15 protein-coding genes are annotated in these 23,193 nt (G+C 65.0%); all 15 read left to right on the top strand.

All coding sequences use genetic code 11. From position 1 onward, the window contains the following. Positions 1–79: 79 nt before the first annotated feature. The 15 genes from purL (at position 80) to gspD (ending at position 22,850) form a co-directional block, all read left to right on the top strand. Positions 80–4,033: a phosphoribosylformylglycinamidine synthase gene (gene purL, locus GLA29479_RS19125; RefSeq protein WP_057972522.1), complete on the top strand. Its 3,954-nt coding sequence runs from the start codon at positions 80–82 to the stop codon at positions 4,031–4,033. A gap of 217 nt (positions 4,034–4,250) precedes the next feature. Then, positions 4,251–6,761 (top strand): RHS repeat domain-containing protein, encoded by a 2,511-nt coding sequence (locus GLA29479_RS19120; RefSeq protein WP_144436620.1) that lies wholly within the window; start codon positions 4,251–4,253, stop codon positions 6,759–6,761. Continuing rightward, complete coding sequence (locus tag GLA29479_RS23900) at positions 6,758–10,558, top strand: RHS repeat domain-containing protein (protein WP_082638814.1); 3,801 nt, start codon at positions 6,758–6,760, stop codon at positions 10,556–10,558. Before GLA29479_RS19120 ends, GLA29479_RS23900 begins: the two co-directional genes overlap by 4 nt. A gap of 8 nt (positions 10,559–10,566) precedes the next feature. Continuing rightward, the gene (locus GLA29479_RS24800) at positions 10,567–10,788 is read left to right on the top strand and encodes a hypothetical protein (RefSeq protein ID WP_144436619.1); all 222 of its coding nucleotides are present in this window, start codon (positions 10,567–10,569) and stop codon (positions 10,786–10,788) included. Positions 10,789–11,502: 714 nt separating this feature from the next. After that, positions 11,503–13,179: a type II secretion system ATPase GspE gene (gene gspE, locus GLA29479_RS19115; RefSeq protein WP_057919920.1), complete on the top strand. Its 1,677-nt coding sequence runs from the start codon at positions 11,503–11,505 to the stop codon at positions 13,177–13,179. A gap of 130 nt (positions 13,180–13,309) precedes the next feature. Then, complete coding sequence (xpsF, locus tag GLA29479_RS19110; RefSeq protein ID WP_057972520.1) at positions 13,310–14,527, top strand: type II secretion system protein XpsF; 1,218 nt, start codon at positions 13,310–13,312, stop codon at positions 14,525–14,527. 230 nt (positions 14,528–14,757) lie between these two features. After that, positions 14,758–15,192, top strand: coding sequence for a type II secretion system major pseudopilin GspG (gene gspG, locus GLA29479_RS19105; protein ID WP_057916903.1), 435 nt, complete (start codon positions 14,758–14,760; stop codon positions 15,190–15,192). Between the two features lie 151 nt (positions 15,193–15,343). Further along, on the top strand, positions 15,344–15,778 hold the full coding sequence (xpsH, locus tag GLA29479_RS19100; RefSeq protein WP_082639048.1) for a type II secretion system protein XpsH: 435 nt from the start codon (positions 15,344–15,346) through the stop codon (positions 15,776–15,778). Next, the gene (xpsI, locus tag GLA29479_RS19095; protein WP_082638813.1) at positions 15,775–16,263 is read left to right on the top strand and encodes a type II secretion system protein XpsI; all 489 of its coding nucleotides are present in this window, start codon (positions 15,775–15,777) and stop codon (positions 16,261–16,263) included. The genes xpsH and xpsI overlap by 4 nt, the downstream gene beginning before the upstream one ends. Then, positions 16,263–16,955 carry a prepilin-type N-terminal cleavage/methylation domain-containing protein gene (locus GLA29479_RS19090; RefSeq protein WP_248842761.1) on the top strand — a complete coding sequence of 231 codons (693 nt, stop codon included), beginning with the start codon at positions 16,263–16,265 and terminating at the stop codon, positions 16,953–16,955. Before xpsI ends, GLA29479_RS19090 begins: the two co-directional genes overlap by 1 nt. Before the next feature lie 143 nt (positions 16,956–17,098). Continuing rightward, positions 17,099–17,941, top strand: coding sequence for a type II secretion system minor pseudopilin (locus GLA29479_RS19085; protein ID WP_425599952.1), 843 nt, complete (start codon positions 17,099–17,101; stop codon positions 17,939–17,941). Next, entirely contained in the window at positions 17,938–19,110 is a 1,173-nt protein-coding gene (locus tag GLA29479_RS19080) for a PilN domain-containing protein (RefSeq protein WP_057972518.1), read from the top strand. The genes GLA29479_RS19085 and GLA29479_RS19080 overlap by 4 nt, the downstream gene beginning before the upstream one ends. Next, positions 19,100–19,765, top strand: coding sequence for a type II secretion system protein GspM (gene gspM, locus GLA29479_RS19075; RefSeq protein WP_057916905.1), 666 nt, complete (start codon positions 19,100–19,102; stop codon positions 19,763–19,765). The genes GLA29479_RS19080 and gspM overlap by 11 nt, the downstream gene beginning before the upstream one ends. After that, entirely contained in the window at positions 19,755–20,588 is an 834-nt protein-coding gene (locus GLA29479_RS19070) for a hypothetical protein (protein WP_057972517.1), read from the top strand. Before gspM ends, GLA29479_RS19070 begins: the two co-directional genes overlap by 11 nt. A 9-nt stretch (positions 20,589–20,597) precedes the next feature. Then, positions 20,598–22,850, top strand: coding sequence for a type II secretion system secretin GspD (gspD, locus tag GLA29479_RS19065; RefSeq protein WP_057972516.1), 2,253 nt, complete (start codon positions 20,598–20,600; stop codon positions 22,848–22,850). Positions 22,851–23,193 lie beyond the last annotated feature (343 nt).

Genomic DNA, 23,193 nt, shown 5'->3' with positions numbered 1-23,193 from the left:
GCTCGATCGGGGGCCGGGCCGAAGCTCGCCGGCGGTTTTGGATACAATACCGGGCCCTGCGTTGCACGGTTCCCCGGACATGATCGTCCTCGAGGGCCATTCGGCCCTGTCTTCGTTCCGCCGCGAGCGTCTCCAAGCTCGACTGTCCGCCCTTCATCCGAGTATCCGCCTGCTCGATGCCTGGCCCGTCTACTGGGTCGAGCCCGACACCGGCGCTACGCCCGACGACGCGACCCTGCGCCGCATCCTCCAGGCCGAACCGCATGAAGCCGCCCGTACCGATGCGGCCGTTTCGCGTTACGTGACGCCGCGCCTCGGCACCTTGTCGCCGTGGGCGAGCAAGGCCACCGAATTGCTGCGCGGCGCCGGCCAGCCGGTCAAGCGCGTCGAACGCGGTACCCGTTACGACCTCGAAGGCTGGCCGAGCGACGCCGCCACCCAGGGCGCGCTGGCCAAGGTCCTGCACGACCCGATGACCCAGTCGCTGCTGGAAGCGCGCGACGACGCGGCGGCGCTGTTCGCCGTGCCCGCGCGCGGCGAGCTCGAGCGCATTCCTCTGGACGAACTCGAGTCGGCCAACGGCCGGCTCGGTCTGGCCCTGGCCGACGACGAGATCGGCTACCTGCGCGAGCGCTACGCCGCGCTCGGCCGCACCCCGTCCGACGTCGAGCTGATGATGTTCGCGCAGGCCAATTCCGAACACTGCCGGCACAAGATCTTCAATGCTTCGTGGACGCTCGAAGGCCGCGAGCAGCCGCAGTCGCTGTTCAAGATGATCAAGCACACCCACGCGCATACGCCGGAGAACACGCTTTCGGCATACAGCGATAACGCGGCGGTGGTCGAGGGCTATCCGGCGCGACGGTTCCGCCCGCAGCCGGGCAGCCAGGCTTATGCGGCCGAAGCGCAGATCCCTTCGGCGTTCTGCATCAAGGTCGAAACCCATAACCACCCGACCGCGATCGCGCCGTTCCCCGGTGCCAGCACCGGCAACGGCGGCGAGATCCGCGACGAAGGCGCGACCGGCCGCGGCGGCCGTCCGAAGGCCGGCCTGTGCGGTTTCAGCGTCTCGCACCTGCGCATCCCGACTCTGCCGCAGCCGTGGGAAGGCGAACGCGCGCTCAATCCGCGCATGGCGCCGGCCCTGGAAATCATGCTCGACGGCCCGCTCGGCGCGGCCGCGTTCAACAACGAATTCGGCCGCCCGAACCTGGTCGGTTACTTCCGCAGCTTCGAGCTGTCCGAAGGTCAGGCCGGCAACGCCAGCCTGGCCCGCGCCTACGACAAGCCGATCATGTTGGCCGGCGGTCTCGGCGCGATCGATCGGGTCCAGGTCGCCAAGCTCGGCCTGAAGCCGGGCCATGCGGTGATCGTGCTCGGCGGCCCGGCGATGCTGATCGGCCTGGGCGGCGGCGCGGCCAGCTCGGTCGCTTCAGGCGACAGCGCCGAAGCGCTCGATTTCGCCAGCGTCCAGCGCGACAACCCGGAAATGGAGCGTCGCTGCCAGGAAGTCATCGACCGCTGCGTCGCGCTCGGCGACGCCAACCCGATCGACAGCGCCCACGACGTCGGCGCCGGCGGTCTGTCGAATGCCATCCCGGAACTGCTGCACGACTCCAGCCTCGGCGGCGTGATCGATCTGGCCAAGGTGCCGAGCGACGACCCCTCGCTGTCGCCGATGCAACTGTGGTGCAACGAGTCGCAGGAACGTTACGTGCTCGGCCTGCCGGCCGACCGCGTCGCCGATTTCGCCGCGATCTGCGAGCGCGAGCGTTGCCCCTTCGCCGTGGTCGGCTATGCGACCGCGGAAGAGCGCCTGGTGGTCGGTTACGGCGCGACGGTCGAGACGGTTTATGGCGAGAACGATAGCGCCACCGCTTACCCCATCGACTTGCCGATGGACCTGCTGTTCGGCAAGCCGCCGAAGATGCATCGCGACACCCGTTATCCCGCCGACGCGCCGTGGCCGGCGCTGCAGTGGGGCGGGCTGGATCTGCGCGACGCCGGCCTGCGCGTGCTCGCGCACCCGACCGTCGCGGCCAAGAACTTCCTCATCACCATCGGCGACCGCACCGTCGGCGGCCTGGTCGCGCGCGACCAGATGATCGGCCCCTGGCAGCTGCCGCTGGCCGATTGCGCGATCACCCTGTCGGACTTCGACGGCCACGTCGGCGAAGCGATGGCGATCGGCGAACGCACGCCGCTGGCCTTGCTCGATGCCGCCGCTGCCGCGCGCATGGCGGTCGGCGAGGCCATCACCAACCTGTGCGCCGCGCCGGTCGAATCGCTCAACCGTATCAAGCTGTCGGCGAATTGGATGGCGGCTGCCTCGCATCCGGGCGAAGACGCGCTGCTGTTCGACGCGGTCAAGGCGGTCGGCCTGGAGCTGTGTCCCGAGCTCGAACTGAGCATCCCGGTCGGCAAGGATTCCTTGTCGATGCAGGCGCAATGGGGCTCGGGCGAGAACGCCTCGAAGTCGGTCTCGCCGGTGTCCTTGATCGTCAGCGCCTTCGCGCCGGTGGTCGATGTGCGCCAGCAACTGACCCCGCTGTTGTCGCGCGACACCGACAGCGAGCTGTGGCTGATCGGCCTCGGCGCCGGTAAGCAGCGCCTCGGCGGTTCGGTGCTGGCCCAGTGCCATCCGGAAGCCGGCAGCGAGGGCGGCTTGCCGGCCTTCGCCGGCCTGCCCGGCGAGGGCACGCGCCACGAGACCGGTGTGCCCGATCTCGACAGCCCGCAGCGCCTGCGCGATTTCTTCGAGCTGATCCGCGACGCGCGCGAAGCCGGCTTGCTGCTCGCTTATCACGACCGCAGCGACGGCGGCGCCTTCGCCGCGCTGTCGGAAATGGCGTTCTGCTCGCGTCTGGGCCTCGATATCAGCCTCGACGGCTGGGGCGAGGATCCGTTCCGCACCTTGTTCAACGAAGAGCTCGGCGCGATCGTGCAGATCGCCGCCGAGGACCGCGCCGAATTCGCCGACCTGGTCGCCCGCCACGGCCTGATCGATTGCGCCCAGCGCATCGCCAAGCCGACCACGGCCGCCGCGGTGCGGGTGAAAGAAGACGGCAAGGTCCTGGTCGAGTGGCGCTGGGACGAGCTGTTCGACGCTTGGTGGTCGACCAGCCATGCGCTGCAGAAGCTGCGCGACAACCCCGAGTGCGCCGACGAAGAGCGGGCGATCGCGCGCGACTTCAACGCGCCGGGCTTGAAGCCCAAGCTGAGCTTCGATGCCGCTGAGGATGTCGCCGCACCCTTCATCAACACCGGCGCGCGCCCGAAGGTCGCGATCCTGCGCGAGCAAGGCGTCAACGGCCAGATCGAAATGGCCGCGGCCTTCGATAGCGCCGGTTTCGAAGCCTTCGACGTGCACATGAGCGACCTGATCAGCGGCCGCTTCCGGCTCGAAGACTTCAAGGGCTTCGCCGCCTGCGGCGGTTTCAGTTACGGCGACGTGCTCGGTGCCGGCCGCGGCTGGGCGACCAGCATCCTCGAACGCAGCGCCCTGCGCGACGCCTTCGCCGCGTTCTTCGCCCGCGAAGACAGCTTCTCGCTCGGCGTCTGCAACGGTTGCCAGATGCTGGCCCAGCTCAAGCCGATCGTTCCCGGCGCCGAGCATTGGCCGGTGTTCCTGCGCAACCGCAGCGAACAGTTCGAAGCGCGCCTGGGCCTGCTGGAAGTGGCCGAGTCGCCGTCGCTGTTCTTCCGCGGCATGGCCGGCTCGCGCATCCCGGTCGCGGTCGCCCACGGCGAAGGCCAGGCCAGCTTCGCCAGCAACCTCGACCAGAGCGCCGCCAACGTCTCGCTGCGCTACATCGACGGCGACGGCCGCGTCGCCGACCGCTACCCGCTCAACCCGAACGGCTCGCCCGACGGCATCGCCGGCCTGACCAGCAACGACGGTCGCGCCACGATCCTGATGCCGCACCCCGAGCGCACCCTGCGCAACGCCAACTTCAGCTGGTCGCCGCGCGACTGGAGCGGCGACTCGCCGTGGCTGCGCATGTTCCGCAATGCGCGGGTGTGGGTGGGGTAAGGCTTAACTGCAGGGACAGGATTGTCCAATTGTCAGTTGCATACGGGCGCCCACTGGGCGCCCGTTTTGCTTTGCGGCCTGATGTGCCGATGGAGGAGTCTCATCGCTTGAGTCTTCGCACATATAGCTTGGCGAATCGAAGCCGTGATAGAAGGTTGGCGAATCGAAGTCGCGATGCGACCGATCTGTGTTGGGCCAGGGAACCGGGGAGAAGGCCGTGCGTTATCTGTGTGGGGTGTTGTTGGCCGTTGTGTCTTGCACGGCGGGTGCGCAAAAGGCGCCGTGGGAGGAGTACGACAAGTTCGTCAAATCGGCGCAGACCATCAAGACCGAGGGGCCTGGTTTGCTCGGCGACTCGGTCAACCTCTATACCGGGGCCACCAGTTTCGCGGCGACGGATGTTTCCTTGCCGGGTAACAGCGATCTGGCGGTCGCGATCGGGCGTCGTTTTTCGGCTCAAAGCGATGCGCGCAATCGGCCTTTCGCTGATTGGGACTGGGACGTGCCGTATATCAGCGGCACTTTCAGCCGGAGCTCGGGCTGGGTAATCGGCGATATCGCCCCCGATGCGACGCCCAATCGTTGCTCCTCGCCGACGTCCCCTGAGACCGCGAGGCCACCCATCGTCAAGGTGGCCAGTTCCACACCAGGACGCAGCGCACCAGTCCAAGCCTGGGAGTATTGGAGCGGTTATCGCATGTCCGTTGGTGGAGGGGATCAGGAACTGTTGATCGCGACAGCACAGACCAAGCCCAGGCCGACCGATGGCAAGACTTATCCCTGGGTTACCAAACAGTTCTGGCATCTGTCGTGTCTGCCGAACCTTCAGAGCGCACATCCGGGGGAAGGGTTCCTGGCGCTTGCGCCGGACGGCACCCGTTATCGCTTCGATTGGATGGTTGCGCGACAAACCGACGATCTGGTGAAGCCTTTTGCGGGCGATGGCACCATTCTCAGCAGGCCGGTGCCACGCGACGAAATCCGTCTGTATGCGACGCGTGTCGAGGATCGTTTCGGGAACTGGGTTGCCTATAACTGGAGCGGTAATCAGCTCGCGTCGATTACTTCCAGCGACGGCCGCCAGCTCTCTCTGACGTGGGAGAGCGCGAACGGTTATGACCGGGTGGCCAAAGTCGCCGTTAACACCACGCCCGTGCGTGAATGGAATTACGGTTACTCGGCGTATTCGCGACTGACCTCCGTGACATTACCCGATGGCGGGCAATGGAAGCTCAATCTTCTAGAAATGTGGGGAGCGCCTTTTTACGAACAAGCCGAAGAAACCATGGCCGACGGTCGCCGCGTGCCCGTCCAAGATAAGGCTCTGTCTTGCTCATGGATGCGTGTACTCAGGCCGCTCACGAGAACTGCGACCATCACTCACCCGTCCGGCGCGACAGGCGAATTCATATTTCAGACGATTCGTCATGGGCGCAACTCTGTTCGGTCCGAATGCCTGCCGCCTCCGAATCTGGGCGGTACGCTGCCGGACAACCCCGAGCCGGAAGACACGCTGACCAGCATGGTGCCGGCACGCTTCGATGTGCTTGCGATCCGGACCAAACGCATCACCGGTGCCGGGCTCCCGGCCGATACTTGGAACTACGATTACACGACCCCAGTGGGGAGCTGGGAGGATGGATGCGCGAACTGCGCGACAACCAAGACCACGACAGTCACCGGGCCGGGCGGCGAACGCACCGTCAACACCTATGGCGTCGTTTTTAACGCTAACGAAGGCCAACTGCTCAAGACTGAAGTCTTTGCCGGAAACGCGCTGCTGCGTACGTCGGCTACCGAGTATCTCAGCAACACCGCTGCGGAACAGCAGAACGTGTTCGCGCACCGCATGGGCATCAGCCCGCAGGTTCGTTTGGACTCGTTTTCGTCGGAGAGCTTGCGTCCGGTCACCGAAAGTTCGACCCAGCAAGACGGCGCGACATTCGCCAATAAGGTGAATGGTTTCGATGTCTTCGCCCAGCCGACCAACAGAACGGAAGTCAGCAGCTTGGGCTATAGCCGCACCAACACGACCGAGTACTACGCGGATCTGTCGAAGTGGGTTATTGGGCAAGTCCAGAAGGAAACTAATGTCAATACGGGGGCTGTCGTGTCGCAGGCCGACTACGACGCTGCCACTGCTTTGCCGGTACGGACTTATGCCTACGGGAAGTTGCAACAGACCTTGGAGTATTACCCGGACGGCACGCTGTCGGCCTTGAAGGACGGTCGCAACCTCACGACCAGCCTCAGCAACTGGAAGCGTGGCATGCCGCAGACGATTCGTTTTCAGGATGGCGCAAAGAAAGATGTAGTCGTCGACAACAATGGCTGGGTTGCTTCAGTGACCGATGAGAACGGCCACGTCATGAATTACAGCTACGACCTGATGGGGCGCATGACGCGCATCGTGTATCCCACGGGCGACGATACCGTTTGGAACGATACGGCCCTCAGTTTCGAGCAGGTCGCGGGAGTCGAGTACGGTTTGCCTGCCGGTCACTGGCGGCATGTCGTAAGTACCGGCAATGGCAAGAAGACTACTTATTTCGATGCCTTGTGGCGGCCGGTGATCGAACAGGAAGAGGATATCGCCGATCCCCAATCCACTGCGCGTTGGACCATGAAGTGCTATGACCCGGAGGGGCGAGTCACTTTCTCGTCTTATCCGCGTAATCCATTTACCGAAGGCGCACCCGCCTTCGACTGCGCGGGGCTCACACCATGAGCCGGCGAGAAAAAGGATTGGGTGAAACGAAGATCGTCTTCGGGGGTGATATGACGCAGGACGCAAATTTCGTAACGCGGTCGATTCGGCGTGGGAGCCTTAGTCGGCGCTTGGGAACTTGGAGCGCGGCAGCCGCACTCTGGCTGCTGATGAGCTTTGCCGCACAGGCTGCGGGAGGAACCCCTGCGATCACTATCTCGGTCAATCCGATCCCAGGCTATGAAGAGCCGGCGACCTTGGAAGTGTATGCCGAGGGCAGCGGAGATGCCGGCATAGAGTGGATCGCGCTTTATCAGAACGGAGTCCAGCTGATAAAGGTGAACGACTACATCGTCGATAAAACGGTCACCGGATTGCCAGCCGGTACTTACTATTTCAGCGCGACAGCTAAAGATTTTGGCGGGCGCACAAATACGGTTACCAAGCAAGTTGTAATCCAGCCTGCCAATCAAGCGCCTACGGTAAGTCTGAGCTTGCCTGGCGGCACGCAATACCTCACGCCTGCGAATATCACGCTGGCATCCAATCCTTCCGACAGCGATGGCTCGATCAGCAAGGTGGAGTACTTCGCAAATGGCGTCTGGGTCGCGGCCTCGATGTCGCCGCCTTTTACCGCGCAATGGAACAATGTCTCACCAGGCACTTATACGCTCGTAGCGAGCGCCTATGATAACAAGAACCAGCATGGTAATTCCGCACCGGTTAGCGTAGTCGTGAGTACGGCGGAAGCCGAATTCGCTGGGCAAATTGTTCCTGTGAGCATGAGGCCGGGAGCGGTCTATCCAGTCCGCGTGCAGATGAAGAACACCGGTACTTCGGTTTGGCGCAACGGCGATGGGTATAGGCTCGGCTCATCCAACCCAGGCGACAACTACACATGGGGCATGTCCCGGGCGGGCCTGGTCGGCGATGTAGGCCCGGGTCAGACTGCGGTATTCGATTTCAATGTAACCGCGCCCGCCTCGGACGGCGACTACAATTTCCAATGGCGGATGTTGAAAGAAGGCGTGCAATGGTTTGGTTCCGCTTCTGCGAACCAGGTTGTACAAGTGCGTACGCCACCGGCGCTCGCCTCTGAATTCGTAAGCCAGTCCGTGCCGACGAGCATGGTGCCCGGCGCTACGTATAGCGTCAGCGTGCAGATGCGGAATGTCGGCACTGCGATATGGAGAAGCTCCGAATCCATCCGTCTCGGCTCATTCAATCCTAACGACAACGGCACCTGGAATATCGCGCGCATCCCTGTAGCCGGCGACATAGCCCCTGGGCAGGTCGCGACCTTCGGCTTTACCGTCAAGGCACCTATTGCGTCGGGTTCCTATAATTTTCAATGGCGGATGCTGAAGGAGGGGGTGGCTTGGTTTGGTGACCCTTCTGCGAATCAAGTGGTACAAGTTCAGGCGCCGCCGGCATCGTCTTTGCTGGGAGTCCGAACTCGCTATGATGTCCTCGGTCGAGTCGTCAGCGTTAAACAAGATTCCGAACTGGGAGTTCTGACTTCGACTACCGAGTACCTCGGTGGGCTTCAGACCGCGGTGACGAACCCGCGGGGCAATGTAACTTTGACTGCGTTCCACGCATTTGGCGCGCCCAGCTATGACGCGCCCGTTGTTATTAGCAGTCCGGAAGGCGTCTATACAGAAATCGCGCGCGATGTGTTCGGCAAGCCCACTTCACTGCGTCGCCGAAACGCCGATCAAAGCCTGTCGCTTTATCGTTATCTCGTCTATGACGCGAATCAGCGCTTGTGCAAAAGTGTGGAGCCGGAAACCGGCGCTACGGTCACCGCCTACGACGATGCCGGCAATCCGGCTTGGTCGGCCGCTGGCTTGAGTCTGCCTAGCACAAGCAACTGCGATTTCACGGAAGCATACTCATCGGGTCGCCGGGTCGACCGCAGTTACGATAACCGCAATCGCCTTGAGGGTTTGACCTTTCCAGATGGGCGCGGCAATCAGAGCTGGCTGTACACCCCCGATGGGTTGCCCAGGGAAGTCACGACCAGCAACGAAGGCGTTGGGCAGGGTGTGGTCGTCAATACGTACGGCTATAACAAGCGCCGCTTGCTGAGCGCGGAATCGATGAGCCAGCCGGGCTCGTCTACTTGGACCAGCACCAACGGGTTCGACGGCAACGGCAATCGCAGCCGTTACACGACGCCGGATGGGTTGCAGGTCAACTATGCCAACAATGCGCTGGGCCAGCCGACGGCCGTCAGTACAGCTTGGGGCACGCATGCCTCCGGCATCAGCTATTACCCGAACGGTGCGATCAAGCAGTTCACGTACGGCAACGGCATCGTCCATTCGATGACGCAGAATGCCCGGCAATTGCCTGTGCTCAGCGTGGATGCCGGAGTGATCGATTTTTCTACCGGCTACGACAGTAACGGCAACGTCACCAGTATTTCCGATCGACTGCGTGGAGATCACTACAGCCGGTGGATGGGGTACGACAATCTGGATCGTCTCACTTCAGCGGGCTCATGCAGTTTCAAGGGCGACTGCTGGCACCGCTTTACCTACGATGTGCTGGACAACATCAAGACGTGGTCGCTCGGCGGCGTAAAGAATCATCGCTATCTTTACAATGGCAATAATCACCTGACCAATATCCAGAGCGTCAATGCCGACGGCAGCACGCCTACCGTGATTGGTCTCGGCTACGACGTTCAGGGCAACCTGGACAACAAGAATGGTCAAGATTACGACTTCGATCTCGGCAACCGGCTGCGCAAGGTAACCGGAAAAGAGATCTATCGTTACGACGCTTACGGGCGTCGAGTCACCGCGACAGGGCGCCCCGATACGACGTTCTCACAGTCGTTCTACAACCAAGCCGGTCAGTTGCTACTACGAGAAGAGCATCACAGCGCAGAAGCGGAGAGCGATAGTCATCCCGAACTCAATATCCCGCATATCTATCTGGGAAGCAGCCTGCTGGCTACGCTCGAATGGAATCGTGCAGCGGGCAATGGCCAGATCAAGTACCAGCATACAGATGCACTGGGAAGCCCCGTGGTGGTCACGAATACTGCCGGGCAAGTGCTTGAGCGTACGGAGTGGGAACCCTTCGGCGCAGCAATACGTGAGCCGGGTCAGCCAGCATACAACGGGGTGGGGTATACCGGCCACGTCATGGATGGTGCGACTGGGCTGACGTATATGCAGCAGCGGTATTATGATCCGGCGATTGGAAGATTCTTGTCAGTCGATTCGGTTCAGGTCGATAGCAATAGTGGCGATAACTTCAATCGTTATTCCTATGTCAACAATAATCCTTACAAGTTCATCGATCCTGATGGACGTCAGGAGCTAGAATTCCTAGCTTTGAGAGGGGTGCTCGCGTTCGCTGCCGCAGACGCGGTAACTCCAGAGCCTTCAGATGCGGCTGCACCATTGAAATTGGCAGGCTATGGGGCGGCTATAGCGGGTACAGCAATTGGTGGTGCGATTGTTTGGGCCGCAAATGAAGCGATGGATGCACCAGCCGATAGCGGGGCTGGAAATACAAATCCGTATAACGGCCCAGTTGATAGTCCCGTCGTCGTTGTGGATAGTGACGGCAACGCGATCCCTGTGGAGCAAGGGGAGCAATTAAAGGGGTCGCCGGATGGGAGGTATCAGCAGGTACTAGGGCAGGATGGGAAGCCTACCGGTACACGTGTCGACAAAGGAGGGCATAGAGGCCAATCTGACCCAAAGGCCCAAGGACCTCATGGGCATCGTCCCGGAGTTACAGATGAAACGGGCAACCCGCATTTGCCCTTAAATCCACCGCGAGGAAGCCCGAATTAGAGGGGGATATGGGTAAGTTTACCTACGATGATGTCGTCCGGATCGTGGAAACCGCGGATGAGTCACTTCGCCCGGGAAGTGTCGGGTGGGTGGTTGGTGTGTTTGAAGAAAGGCCCGTCGGTAGTTATTTTTCTCAGTTCCCTCCGGGCGTTGTCTATACGGTGGAGTATGAAGACGGAGAGGCAAAAGAAGTCCATGAGGATTTTCTTGAGGCAGGTCGGCTGCCTTGAAAATAATGTATGTCGCTCGTAATCGATTTTTCCGGCTGCTAAGGAAGTGTTTTGGACGCTTCACTCAGAAGCGGTTGCCAGCTGTCTGAGAGACATTGAGTCCATGCAGCGGTTTGATGCGGCATCTTGAGCGCGCACCCTATGCAGCGCGAACTTCCAATGGTCGCGGCGAGACGTGGGGGGGACGACTTGCCATGGCTGCGTATATTCCTCAATGCGCGGGTATGAGTGAGGTAAAGCTACGCAGCCGCAAGGTACGACGGTTCGATCGCCAAGTACACGACGGGCGCCTCTTCGGGCGTCCGTTTTGTTTGCGTTTCGGTTCGGCCCACCCGAGTGGCCTGGATCGAGCGGCAGTGGCGGTGTCACACATTGTCCCGAGTGCACCTCGCCGATTACTACAGCTCCGCTGCGCCGGCGTGGCCGGCCGATGGCTCTCGCGCGAATAAAATGTGACTGATCTTTCAGTCCTTACTCGCCCCTGTTCATGAATCCGAAGTCCTGCGACTCGGGTCGGGCATCCTCGGTGACGCTTCGACGACTGTGCTTGTCTCACCCTCGCTCACCGGCGCTGCTCAGGGCTGGCCGAGACGGCGAACGAAACTGCTAAAGTCGGGGAATCACGCGCAGGAGGGTGACGTGAACGCAGTAGCCACAACCAACGAACCGAGCGCCAGCGCCTTACCGGCGGGGGATGCCCAGGCCGCGGTCGACATCCGCATCGTCGAGGCCTTGCTGGCGAAGGGCCGTCTCAAGGAGCCCGATCTGGCGCGTGCGCGCCGGCTCCAGGAGGAGACCGGCGGCAGCCTGCTCGCGCTGTTGGCGCGGCTGGGGCTGGTGTCCGAGCGCGATCACGCCGAAACCGTGGCCGCGGCGCTCGAGCTGCCCTTGGTCAGCATCAAGGACGCGCCCGAGCTGCCGCCCGAGGGGGTGGCGCTGACCCCCAAGTTCATGAAGCAGTTCGCGGTCTGCCCGGTCGCCGAGGGCGAGCACCACGTCGACGTGCTGATGGCCGACCCGCAGGACATCTATCAGTTGGACGCCCTGCGTCTGGCGACCCAGCGCGAGGTCCGCCCTTACGTGGCCCTGCGCTCGGAGGTCGGCGATCTGGTCGAGCGCTGGTACGGCCAAGGCCGCAGCGCGATGGGCGCGATCGTCGAGACCGCCGAAGGCGAGGGCGCGGGCGATCTCGACGACGTCGAGCACCTGCGCGACCTGGCCTCGGAAGCGCCGGTGATCCGCCTGGTCAACCTGGTGATCCAACGCGCGGTCGAACTGCGCGCCTCGGACATCCACATCGAGCCGTTCGAGAACCGCCTGAAGGTGCGCTACCGCGTCGACGGCGTGCTGGCCGAGGGCGAGAGCCCGCCGGCCAACCTCACCGCGGCGGTGATCAGCCGCATCAAGATCATGGCCAAGCTCAACATCGCCGAGCGCCGCCTGCCGCAGGACGGCCGCATCATGCTGCGGGTGCAGGGCAAGGAGCTCGACCTGCGCGTCAGCACCGTGCCGACCGCGCACGGCGAGTCGGTGGTGATGCGATTGCTCGACCGCGAGACGGTCGTGTTCGATTTCTACAAGCTCGGCTTCACCGACGAGTTCCTGCCGCAGTTCCAGAAGGTGCTCGACCAGCCGCACGGCATCATGCTGGTGACCGGCCCGACCGGTTCGGGCAAGACCACCACCTTGTATACGGCGCTGAGCAAGCTCAACACCAGCGACGTCAAGATCATCACCGTCGAAGACCCGGTCGAGTACCAGATCGAGGGCATCAACCAGATCCAGGCCAAGCCGCAGATCGGTCTCGATTTCTCGCATGCGCTGCGTTCGATCGTCCGCCAAGACCCGGACATCATCATGATCGGCGAAATGCGCGATCTGGAGACCTGCCGCATCGCGATCCAGTCGGCGCTGACCGGCCACCTCGTGCTCAGCACCCTGCACACCAACAACGCCGCCGGCGGCATCACCCGCTTGCTCGACATGGGCGTCGAGGATTACCTGTTGACCTCGACGATCAACGGCATCCTGGCCCAGCGTCTGGTGCGCCGTCTCGAACCGACCCATGCCGAGAAATACCTCGCCTCGCCCGAGGAAATCGACAAGTTCAACCTGCGCCGTTACCAGCCCGAGGGCGAGATCTTCCTGTTCCGCCCGCGCGGTTCGGCGTTGGCGCCGAGCGGTTACCACGGCCGTACCACGATCATGGAATTCCTGGTCATGAACGACGAGCTGCGGCGCGCGGTGATGCGCCACGCCGGCATGGGCGAGATCGAGCAGATCGCGCGCGACAGCGCCGGCATGCGCACCATGTACGAGGACGGCATCGTCAAGGCGCTCGCCGGCCAGACCACGATCGAGGAAGTGCTGCGGGTGACCGAGGATGCTTAAAAGCCGGCAATCGGGAATGGAGAGTCGGGAATCGTGGTCGTCCCGGCTGGTTCATTCCCCCGGCTTCGAAGTTCCGATGCTTTGCCTTTAACCGATTCTCCATTCCCGATTCTCCATTCCCGGCGTCGCAATGCCCCTCTACCACTACAAAGCCCTGAACGCGCGCGGTGAGCTGCTCGATGGCCAGATGGAGGCCGCCAGCAGCACCGAAGTCGTGCAGCGCCTGCAAGAGCAGGGGCATCTGCCGGTCGAGGCCAAGCTGGCGTCGGAAGCGGGTGCGTCTTCGTCGTGGAGGGCTTTGTTCAAGCCCAAGCCCTTCACCGGGGCGCGGCTGGTGCAGTTCACCCAACAGTTGTCGACCTTGCTAGGCGCCGGCCAGCCGCTGGACCGCGCGCTGACCATCCTGCTCGACCTGCCCGAGGACGACACCGCCAAGAGCACGGTCGCCGACATCCGCGATGCGGTGCGCGGCGGCACCTCGCTGTCGGTCGCGCTGGAGCGCCAGCACGGCACCTTCTCGCGTCTGTACATCAACATGGTCCGGGCCGGCGAGGCCGGCGGCAATCTGCACGAAACCCTGTCGCGGCTCGACGACTACCTCGAGCGCAGCCGGGTGCTGCAGGGCCGGGTCATCAATGCGCTGATCTATCCGGCGATCCTGATGGCCATGGTCGGCCTGAGTTTGATGTTCCTGCTCGGCTATGTGGTGCCGCAGTTCGGCGCGATGTACGAAAGCCTCGACGCCGAGCTGCCGATGTTCACCCAGGTGGTGTTGTGGCTCGGCCTGTTCGTGCGCGATTGGTGGATCGTATTGATCGCGATTCCTGCAGTCGGCTTCCTCTGGTTCGACCGCAAGCGCCGCGACCCGGCGTTCCGCGAGGCGCTCGACGCCTGGCTGCTCAAGCGCAAGTTCGTCGGCCCGCTGATCGCCAAGATCGAGACCGCGCGCCTGGCGCGCACCCTCGGCACGCTGGTGCGCAACGGCGTGCCGCTGATGACCGCGATCGGCATCGGCCGCAACGTGCTCAACAACCGCATTCTCGCCGCCGACGTCGATGCCGCCGGCGAAGACGTCAAGAACGGCGTCGCGCTGTCGACCGCGCTCGGCAAGGGCAAGCGTTTCCCGCGCCTGGCCTTGCAGATGATCCAGGTCGGCGAGGAGTCCGGCGCGCTCGACGCGATGCTGATGAAGACCGCCGAGACCTTCGAGCAGGACACCGGCATGGCCCTGGACCGCATGCTCGCCGCCTTGGTCCCGGTGGTGACCGTGGTCCTGGCCGGCGTCGTCGCCACGGTGGTGATGGCGGTGTTGTTGCCGTTGTACGACCTCACCAATGCGATCGGTTGAGCATGGCGATGTCCGCGCTCGTTCGCCGTCGCTTCGGGGCGCCCGTTCACGCCGTGCGCTTGAACGCCGGCTGTACCGAAACCCGGTTTGCGCGAACTTCGCCAATCGGCGCGGAACAGAATCCTATGCAATCGCCGAATGCGGCGGGCCGGGGCTTAACCCCGTTGCCATCGCTCGCGCGTTGAAGCACAACGTCTGTCCAGAACCCACCACTATGGATGATCACTGAGATGCGCAATCCCCGTTCGATTACCCGTTCCCCGTCCCCGGCCGGCCAGCGCGGTATGAGCCTGATCGAGATCATCATCGTGATCGTGCTGATCGGCGCAGTCTTGGCCTTCGTCGGCAACCGCGTGCTCGGCGGCAAGGACCGCGGCGACTACAACCTCGCCAAGGGCCAGGTGCAGACCCTCGCCGGCAAGATCGATTCGTTCCAGATGGACACCGGCCGCCTGCCGGGTTCGCTCGAGGAACTGGTCAAGCAGCCGGCCGACGCCAACGGTTGGCTGGGCCCGTACGCCAAGGAAACCGAGTTGAAGGACCCCTGGGGCCATGCCATCGAGTACCGCCAGCCCGGCGAAAGCGGCCCCTACGACCTGGTCAGCTACGGCAAGGACGGCAAGGCCGGCGGCAGCAGCGTCGACGGCGACATCAAGAACAACTGAGTAAACGCCTGCGATGAAGCGCCTGCGGCACAGGCCCTCCGCCGGAGGGCAGGGGGACCGGGCCGGGGCGAACGCCGTCCGGTGCATCCCTGCGCGCGTCGTGCGTGCGAGCCGCGCCGGCGCCGCGCCGCGGCCGGCCGCTGTGCGCGGCATGTCGCTGTTGGAAATGCTGTTGGTGATCGCCCTGATCGCCGCGATCGGCGTGTTGACCGTCGGCATGATGAGCGGCGGCATGAGCGGCATGCAGCTGCGCTCGGCATCTAAGGAAATCGCCTCGCAACTGCGCTATACGCGCAGCCAGGCGATCTCGACCGGACGTTCGCAGAAGTTCACCATCGATCCGGCGGCGCGCACCTGGACCGCGCCGAACGGGCGCCGCGGCGACATTCCCAAGGCGGTCGGAGTGACCTTCACCGGCGCGCGCGAAGTGCAGCCGCGCCGCGGCGAGGGCGCGATCATGTTCTTCGCCGATGGCGCATCCACCGGCGGGCGGATCAAGCTCAACGTCAAGCAGGCGGCGTGGAACGTCGATGTCGCCTGGCTGACCGGCGAGGTCAAGCTCAAGCGCGGCGAGGCGCCGCGATGAGCGCGCGCGCACGGCCCGCCGCGTCGGCCGGTCGTTTGCGCCGTCTCGGCGCGCTGCGTCGCGCGCCGTCGTCGCGCGAACGCGGTTACACCTTGCTGGAAGTGATCGTCGCCTTCGCCCTGTTGGCGATGGCGCTGACCCTGTTGCTCGGCACCTTGTCCGGCGCGACGCGGCAGGTGCGCTGGTCCAGCGACGCCGGTCGCGCCGCCTTGTATGCGCAATCGCTGATGGACCAGGTCGGGGTGGGGCAACCGCTCAAGCCGGGCCAGCGCAGCGGCGAGTTCGAGAACGGCCGCTATCGCTGGACCCTCGGGGTGGCGCAGTGGCGCGATCCCACGCCGGCGTCCTCGCAGCCGGTCGATCCGAATGCCCTGCGCTTGTTCGAGGTGCAGCTGGCGGTGGAGTGGGGCGAGGGCGGCGGCGGTCGGCGCTTGCTGCTGCGCACCCTGCGCAGCGCGGCCGCCTCCAACGAGGTGCAGTTCTGATGGCGCGCGCGGCTCAGCGGATGAGGGCGGCGCAGACCGTGCCGGCGCGCCGCCGTGCGCGCGGCTTCACTTTGATCGAAGTGCTGCTGGCGATGGTCTTGTTGGTCGCCGGCCTGACCCTGGCCTTCGCGACCTTGTCGGCGGCGACCAAGACCGCCGCGCGCGGCGAGGCCTTGGCCCAGCGCAGCGAACGCGAGCGCGCGGTCGAGGGTTTTCTGCGCAAGCGCATCGCCGCGACCCGGCCGATTCCGTTCGCGTTCGACCAGAGCACCGCCGTGCCGCAACGCTTCGTCGGCGAACCCGACCGCCTGCGCTTCGTCGCCGACCTGCCCGATTACCTGGGCCAGGGCGGGCCGTACCTGCACGACTTCGTGATCGAAGGTGAGGGTGATCAGACCCGCATCGTGCTGTCCTTGTCGATGGTGCTGGCCGGCGAAACCATCAAGGAGGCACGCGAGCGTCCGCCCGAGCTGCTGGTCGAAGGCTTGAAGTCGGCGCGCTTTCGTTACCGTTCGATGGACCCTCAACGCGGCGAACTCGGGGAGTGGCAAGAGCGCTGGCAGACGCCGGAGCAACTGCCCTTGTTCGTTGAAGTCACACTCACCGATCGCGACGGCCGTGCCTGGCCGCCGTTGGTGGTTTCCCTGCCGTTGGCCAGCGCGACGGCCGGCGGCTTCGTGCCGGAGCTGTGATGCGGACGGTCCGAGCAACGAGGACGGCAGCAGATGGGATCGCGCGGCGCGCGGCGCAGCGGCCGGTGTGCGTTGGAAAACGTCGTGATGCGGCAACCGCGTCTCGACGAGCGCGTGGAGCGGCGCTTCTTTTGGTGCTGTGGGTGATCGCTCTGCTGACTGCGCTGATTGGCGCATTCGCGCTGTCGGCGCGCACCGAGAACCTGCAAGGGCGGGTGCTGGTACGCGGCCTGGTCGCGCAGAACGCCGCCCGGGCCGGGCTCGAATACGCGATGACGCGGGTGGCGCTGACCGACCCCAAGCTGCAGTGGCAACCCGACGGGCGCCCCAACCCGTGGCGCTTCGGCGAGGCCAAGCTGGAGATCAAGATCGTCGACGAGAACGGCAAGGTCGACCTCAACCAGGGCGATTTCGCCTTGCTGACCGCGTTGATCCAGGGCGTGGGCGGGATGGAGCAGGGCGAGGCCGCGCGCCTGGCCGCGGCCATCCTCGATTGGCGCGATGCCGACACCTTGACCCAACCCGCAGGCGGCGCGGAAGACGCCGACTATGCGTCCGCCGGCCGCCCTTACGGCGCCAAGGATGCCGAGTTCGAAAGCGTTGCAGAGTTGGAACAAGTGTTGGGCATGACGCCGGCGCTGTATGCCAAGATCGAGCCGCTGGTCACGGTTTACAGCGGTCGTACGCGTCCCGAACCGGCGTTCGCAGCGAAGGAAGTATTGGATGCTATGGGAATGAACGGCGCCCAGCTCGTGGAGCAACGGCGCAGAACGCCGCCCGGGTCACAGTTGACGGGTGCGCAAGTCGGCGGCGAGCTCGCCGGTCTCGTCGGCGAACGCAGCGGCACCTATAGTATCGACAGCCATGCACGGCTAGCGGATGGCCGTGAATCGGTGTTGCGAGTGGTTGTGCGTGCAGGGGGGAGTTCCGTTCCCGGAATGGCCTATACACCGCTGCGTTGGGAGGAGGGAGCTTCGTCACGATGAACTCGCAGGTTGCCGAAAGCCGGTTGGGGGAAAACCGGTTCAGACGTTTAAGCGCACGCTTCGCACCCGGAGCGGGCGGCTTCTTCTCGTGGTGGGGACGCACCCTGGCCTCGTGGTTGCCGTTGCGCATGCGCCAGGCCTTGGGCGTGGATCGCGGCCGTTTGCTGTTGCAGGTCGACGGCGACAGCGTGCACCTGCGTCTGCAGCAGGCCAACGAGGTGCGCGACTTGGCCGTGCTGCCGAGCCTGGCCGATTTGAATGCACCGGCCGGCGTCGTCGCCGCTGATCCGCTGGCGCCGTTGCTGCCGCCGCGCGTCGGCGAGTTGCCGCGCTGGCTGCTGTTGCCGCCGGCCGCGAGCTTGCGCCGGCGCCTGACCTTGCCGGCTGCCGCGGCCGACCGCCTGCGCGACGTGGTCGGTTTCGAGATCGACCGTCAGACCCCTTTCACCGCCGATGCCGTCGCCTACGACGCGCGCGTGCTGGCCCGCCGCGACGGCGACGGTCAGCTCGACGCCGAACTGGTGGCGGTGCCGCGCCAATCGCTGGACCCGCAGCTCGTCGCGATCGGGCCGCTGGCCTCGACCCTGTCGGGGATCGAGGTGGCCGGCGCCGACGGCGTGCCGCTCGGGGTCAACCTGCTGCCGCCGTCGCAGCGCCGTACCCGCAGCGACCCCTTCCGTTACTGGAACCTGGCCCTGGCCGCGGTCGCCCTGTTCGCGCTCGCCGCCGCCATGTGGCAGGTGCTCGAAAACCGCCGCGAGGCCACTCAGACCTTGCAGCAGACCATCGCCAAGAACGCCAACGCCGCGCGCCAGGCCGCGACCCAGCGCCAGCTGCTGGTCGACCTGATCGACGGCCAGGCCTTCCTCGACCGCACCCGCGCCGCGCGCCCGAGCACGGTCGAGGTGATCGACGAACTCAGCCGCCGCTTGCCCGATTCGACCTATCTGGAGAAGCTCGCGATCGAGGACGAAAGCCTGCTGATGATCGGCTTGAGCCGCGAGGCTTCGTCGCTGATCGGCAAGCTGCAGGGCACCAAGCTGTGGCGCTCGCCGGCCCTGACCGGTGCGGTCCAGCCCGACCCGGCGACCAGCCGCGACCGTTTCACCCTGACCGCCGAGATCGGCCCGCCCAAGCAGCAGACCCCGGAGGCCGCGCGTGAGCAGTAACTGGCGTACCTGGGCCGCCGACCGCGAGCGCTGGCTCGCGTTGGGCCTGCTGTTGGCCGCGCTGGCGATCGCCTATGCGGTGCTGGTCCACCCGTGGTGGACGGTGCCGATGATGGAAGCCGGCGAACAGATCGACAATCTGCAAGAGCGCGAATTGCGCCAGCGCATGGAGCTCAAGCAGTCCCCGCAGATCCGCCTGCGCCTGGAGGAAGTGCGCAAGCAACAGGCCAGCCGTCCCGGTTTCCTGCCCGAGGCCACCGCCGAACTCGCCACCGCCGGCCTGGTCCAGCGCCTGGAGACGGTGGTGCTGGAGGCCAGCCCCGGCAACCGCAGCTGCGGCATCGTCAATCGCTCGCCGCTGGCCGAACCGCGTCGCGACCGCTATGCGCGCGTGGTCGTGCAGGTGCGCTTGCGCTGCGGCGCGCCGGAAACCGCGGCCGTGCTGCATTCGCTCGAAAGCGGCTCGCCGCGGTTGTTCGTCGGCAACCTCAACCTGCTGTCGACGCGCGGCTACTTCGTGCCCGGCACCGCCGGTCCGGCCAACGACGGCGGCCTGGACGTCAGCTTCGATCTGTACGGCTACCTGCGCCCGAGCCCGGCGCCCGCGGCCGCACCCAATGCCAACGCACCGGCGGTGACTTCCAATGCGCCTTGACGACGCCAGCCCGCGCACCTGGCTGCTGGCCACCGCCGCCGGCTGGGCGCTGTTGACCTGGGTGCTGGCGCTCGCCGGCATGGGCCGCAGCGTCGAGCCGCTCGATGAAGACCCCAGCCTGGTCAAGGCCCTGCCGCAGGTGCGCAAGAGCGCGACCGACACCCTCGGCCCCCTGAGCAAGTACGGCGAAATCGCCGCGCGCCCCTTGTTCGTCGACGACCGCCGGCCCAAGCCCTTCTTCATGCAGGGTAAGGGCGAGGGCGAGAACCAGGCGGCCGCGTTCGACTACCTGCTGACCAGCGTGCTGATCACCCCGCAGTTGTCGATGGCCTTTCTGCAGCCGGCCGACGGCAGCGAGTCGGTGCGGGTCAAGCTGGGCGAGGTGCCCGAGTCGCACCCGGCCTGGCGCCTGACCTCGCTGGAGCCGCGCCGGGCCGTGTTCGAAGGGCCGGAAGGCCGCCGCGAACTCGACCTGCGCGTGTTCAACGGCCAGGGCGGCGAACCGCCGACCGCGATCGCCCCGCCGCAGCCGGGCAACGCGCCGCAACCGGGCGTGCGCCCGGTGCCGCCTCCGCCGATGCCGGTGCCTTCGCCGCAACCGCAATCGCAGACGAACCGGGCTTCCACGGTTTCGCAGGTGCCGCCTGCGCCGCCACCGCCGCCGGTGCAGAACAAGCCCAACGAAGCCGGACAGACCGACAACAACGCATCCGCGCCGCTCACCGAGCAGGCGCAGATGGAAGCCATCCGCAAGCGGATCGAAGCGCGTCGCGCGCAACTGCGGCAGCAACAAGCCGCTCAACCACCGGCCAACACGCCGTAGAGTGAACGCATGAAGCTACGTCCCCAGCAATACGCCTCTCACGCACTGGTTGCGGCGATCATCGCCTCGCAGCTGGCCTCGTGCACCAGTGTGATGTCGCCGCGGCTGCATCGCGACGGCGATCCGGCCTCTCTCAAGGGACCCCAGGGCGAGGATGCCCGCGCCCGCCTGGTTCGCGACGGCGTCGTCCAGCAGCCGCTGGAGGGGCAGGCCGACGAGGAAGGCCCGAAGGCGCAGATCCGCCGAGGCACCGGCCAGGTTATCAACCGCAGCGCCGCCGCGGCGCCGCCGCCGGGCCTGGGCGCGACCAACGGCACCGCCACCTTCAACTTCGAAGGAGAGTCGGTGCATGCGGTCGCCAAGGCCATCCTCGGCGACATGCTCGGCCAGAACTACGTGATCGCGCCGGGTGTGCAGGGCACCGTGACCCTGGCCACGCCCAAGCCGGTCAGCGCCTCGGAAGCCGTGAACCTGCTCGAGATGGTGCTGGGCTGGAATAACGCGCGCCTGGTCTACACCGGCGGCCGCTACAACATCGTGCCGTCCGACCAGGCCCTGGCCGGCAACGTCGCGGCGCGCACCGGCTCGCCGGGAGTCGCGCGCGGTTTCGAGGTGCGTACCGTGCCGCTGCGCTTCATCTCGGCCACCGAGATGGAGAAGATCCTGAAGCCGTATGCGCGCCCGAACGCCATCGTCAACGTCGACAACTCGCGCAACGTCATCACCGTCGGCGGCAGCCGCGCCGAACTCGAAAACTACCTGCGCACGATCGAAGTGTTCGACGTCGACTGGCTGTCGGGCATGTCGGTCGGCGTGTTCCCGCTGCAGTCGGGCAAGGCCACCAAGGTCGTCGCCGACCTGGAAAAAGTGTTCGGCGAACAGAGCAAGTCGCCGGTCTCGGGCATGTTCCGCTTCATGCCGCTGGAAGGCGCCAACGCGGTCATGGTGATCACGCCGCAGGCCGATTACCTCGACGACATCAAGGACTGGCTCGACCGCATCGACAGCGCCGGCGACAACGTCCAGTTGTTCACCCTGGAACTCAAATACATCAAGGCCAAGGACCTCGCCGACCGCCTCGCCGAAGTGTACGGCTCCAACCGCAGCGGCAACGGCGGCGGCGACAACGGCCCGCCTTCGCTGATGCCGGGCCTGGAATCGGTCGAGCTGCGCGACAGCGACAACGGCTCCAGTGCCGACATCGGCAAGAGCGGCAGCGACAGCGGCTCGGGCTCCAGCGGCGGTGGCGGCCTCGGTGGCGGCGCATCGCTGGGTTCGCGCCAGTCGGGTAATGGTTCGGTCACTCTCGAGGTCGATGGCACCAAGGTCGGCGTGTCCGCGGTGGAGGAGACCAATTCCATCCTGGTGCGCACCAACCCGCAGGCCTGGAAGTCGATCCGCAATGTGATCGAGAAACTCGACACGATGCCGATGCAGGTGCACATCGAGGCCCAGGTGGCCGAAGTCGAACTCGGCGGCGATCTCGAATACGGCGTGAAGTGGTTCCTCGATCGCGCGACCATCGACAACGGCTTCGGCGATCTCAACCGCGGCACCAATCCGGCGGTGCCGCCGAAGTGGAGCACGCTCGCGGCGAGTGTCGGCGGGGTAAGCGGCAACGGCCTGTCCTGGTCGCTGATCAAGAACAACGCCGCGGCCATCCTCACGGCCCTGGATGCGGTTACCGACCTGCACATCCTGCAGACGCCGTCGCTGTTGGTGCGCAACAACGCCGAGGGTTCGCTCAATGTCGGCGCCAAGATCCCGATCGAATCGGTCTCGGTCAATGCCGGCACCGGCAACAACAACACCGTCAGTCAGGTGCAGTACCTCGATACCGGCGTGATCCTCAAGGTGCGCCCGCGGGTCAGCCGCGACGGCATGGTGTTCATGGACATCGTCCAGGAAGTCAGCTCGATCGGCCCACGGCTCAACAGCAACAGCCCCAACGTCACCATCAACACGAAGAAGCTCAAGACCGAGGCCGCGGTGCAAAGCGGCGAGACGGTATTGCTGGCGGGTTTGATCTACGACGAGACCAAGCGTGACTCGACCGGCCTGCCGGGGCTGAACCGCATTCCGGTGCTGGGCGCGTTGTTCGGCAACCAGAAGTCGGGAACCAAGCGTCGCGAGACCATCATCCTGTTGACCCCGACCCTGGTGCGCAACCCGCAGGAATCGCGCGACCTGACCGACGAATATAGCCGCCGTTTCCGCGCCATGGAACCGCTGCAATCCAAGCAGCCCAAGCCGAGAAAGTAAGCCTCGCGCTGCGCGGTGTTTGACTGGGGCCGGCTTGCCGGCCCCATTGCTGTGCAGGCCATCGCCGGCTTGCCGGCCCCATTGTTGTGCAGGCCGTCGCCGGCTTGCCGGCCTCATTGCCGTGCAGGCCGTCGCCGGCTTGCCGGCCCTATTGCCGTGCAGGCCATCGCCGGCTTGCCGGCCCATTGCGTTGCAGGCCGTCGCCGGCACGCGGCCCCAGTGCTTTGTGTGTGATCGACGATACGACGACGCCGTCGTGACCCGGCTTCAGGTCGAATACGTACCGCTATGTCCGCCGTCCGTTATTGCCGGAACCAACGATCGGCCGCCTTGCCGGCGACGC

The sequence above is a fragment of the Lysobacter antibioticus genome (assembly GCF_001442535.1).
GTDB lineage: Bacteria > Pseudomonadota > Gammaproteobacteria > Xanthomonadales > Xanthomonadaceae > Lysobacter > Lysobacter antibioticus.
Note: the sequence above shows the minus strand (reverse complement) of the source record. Positions and strands in the feature narration are given on the sequence as shown.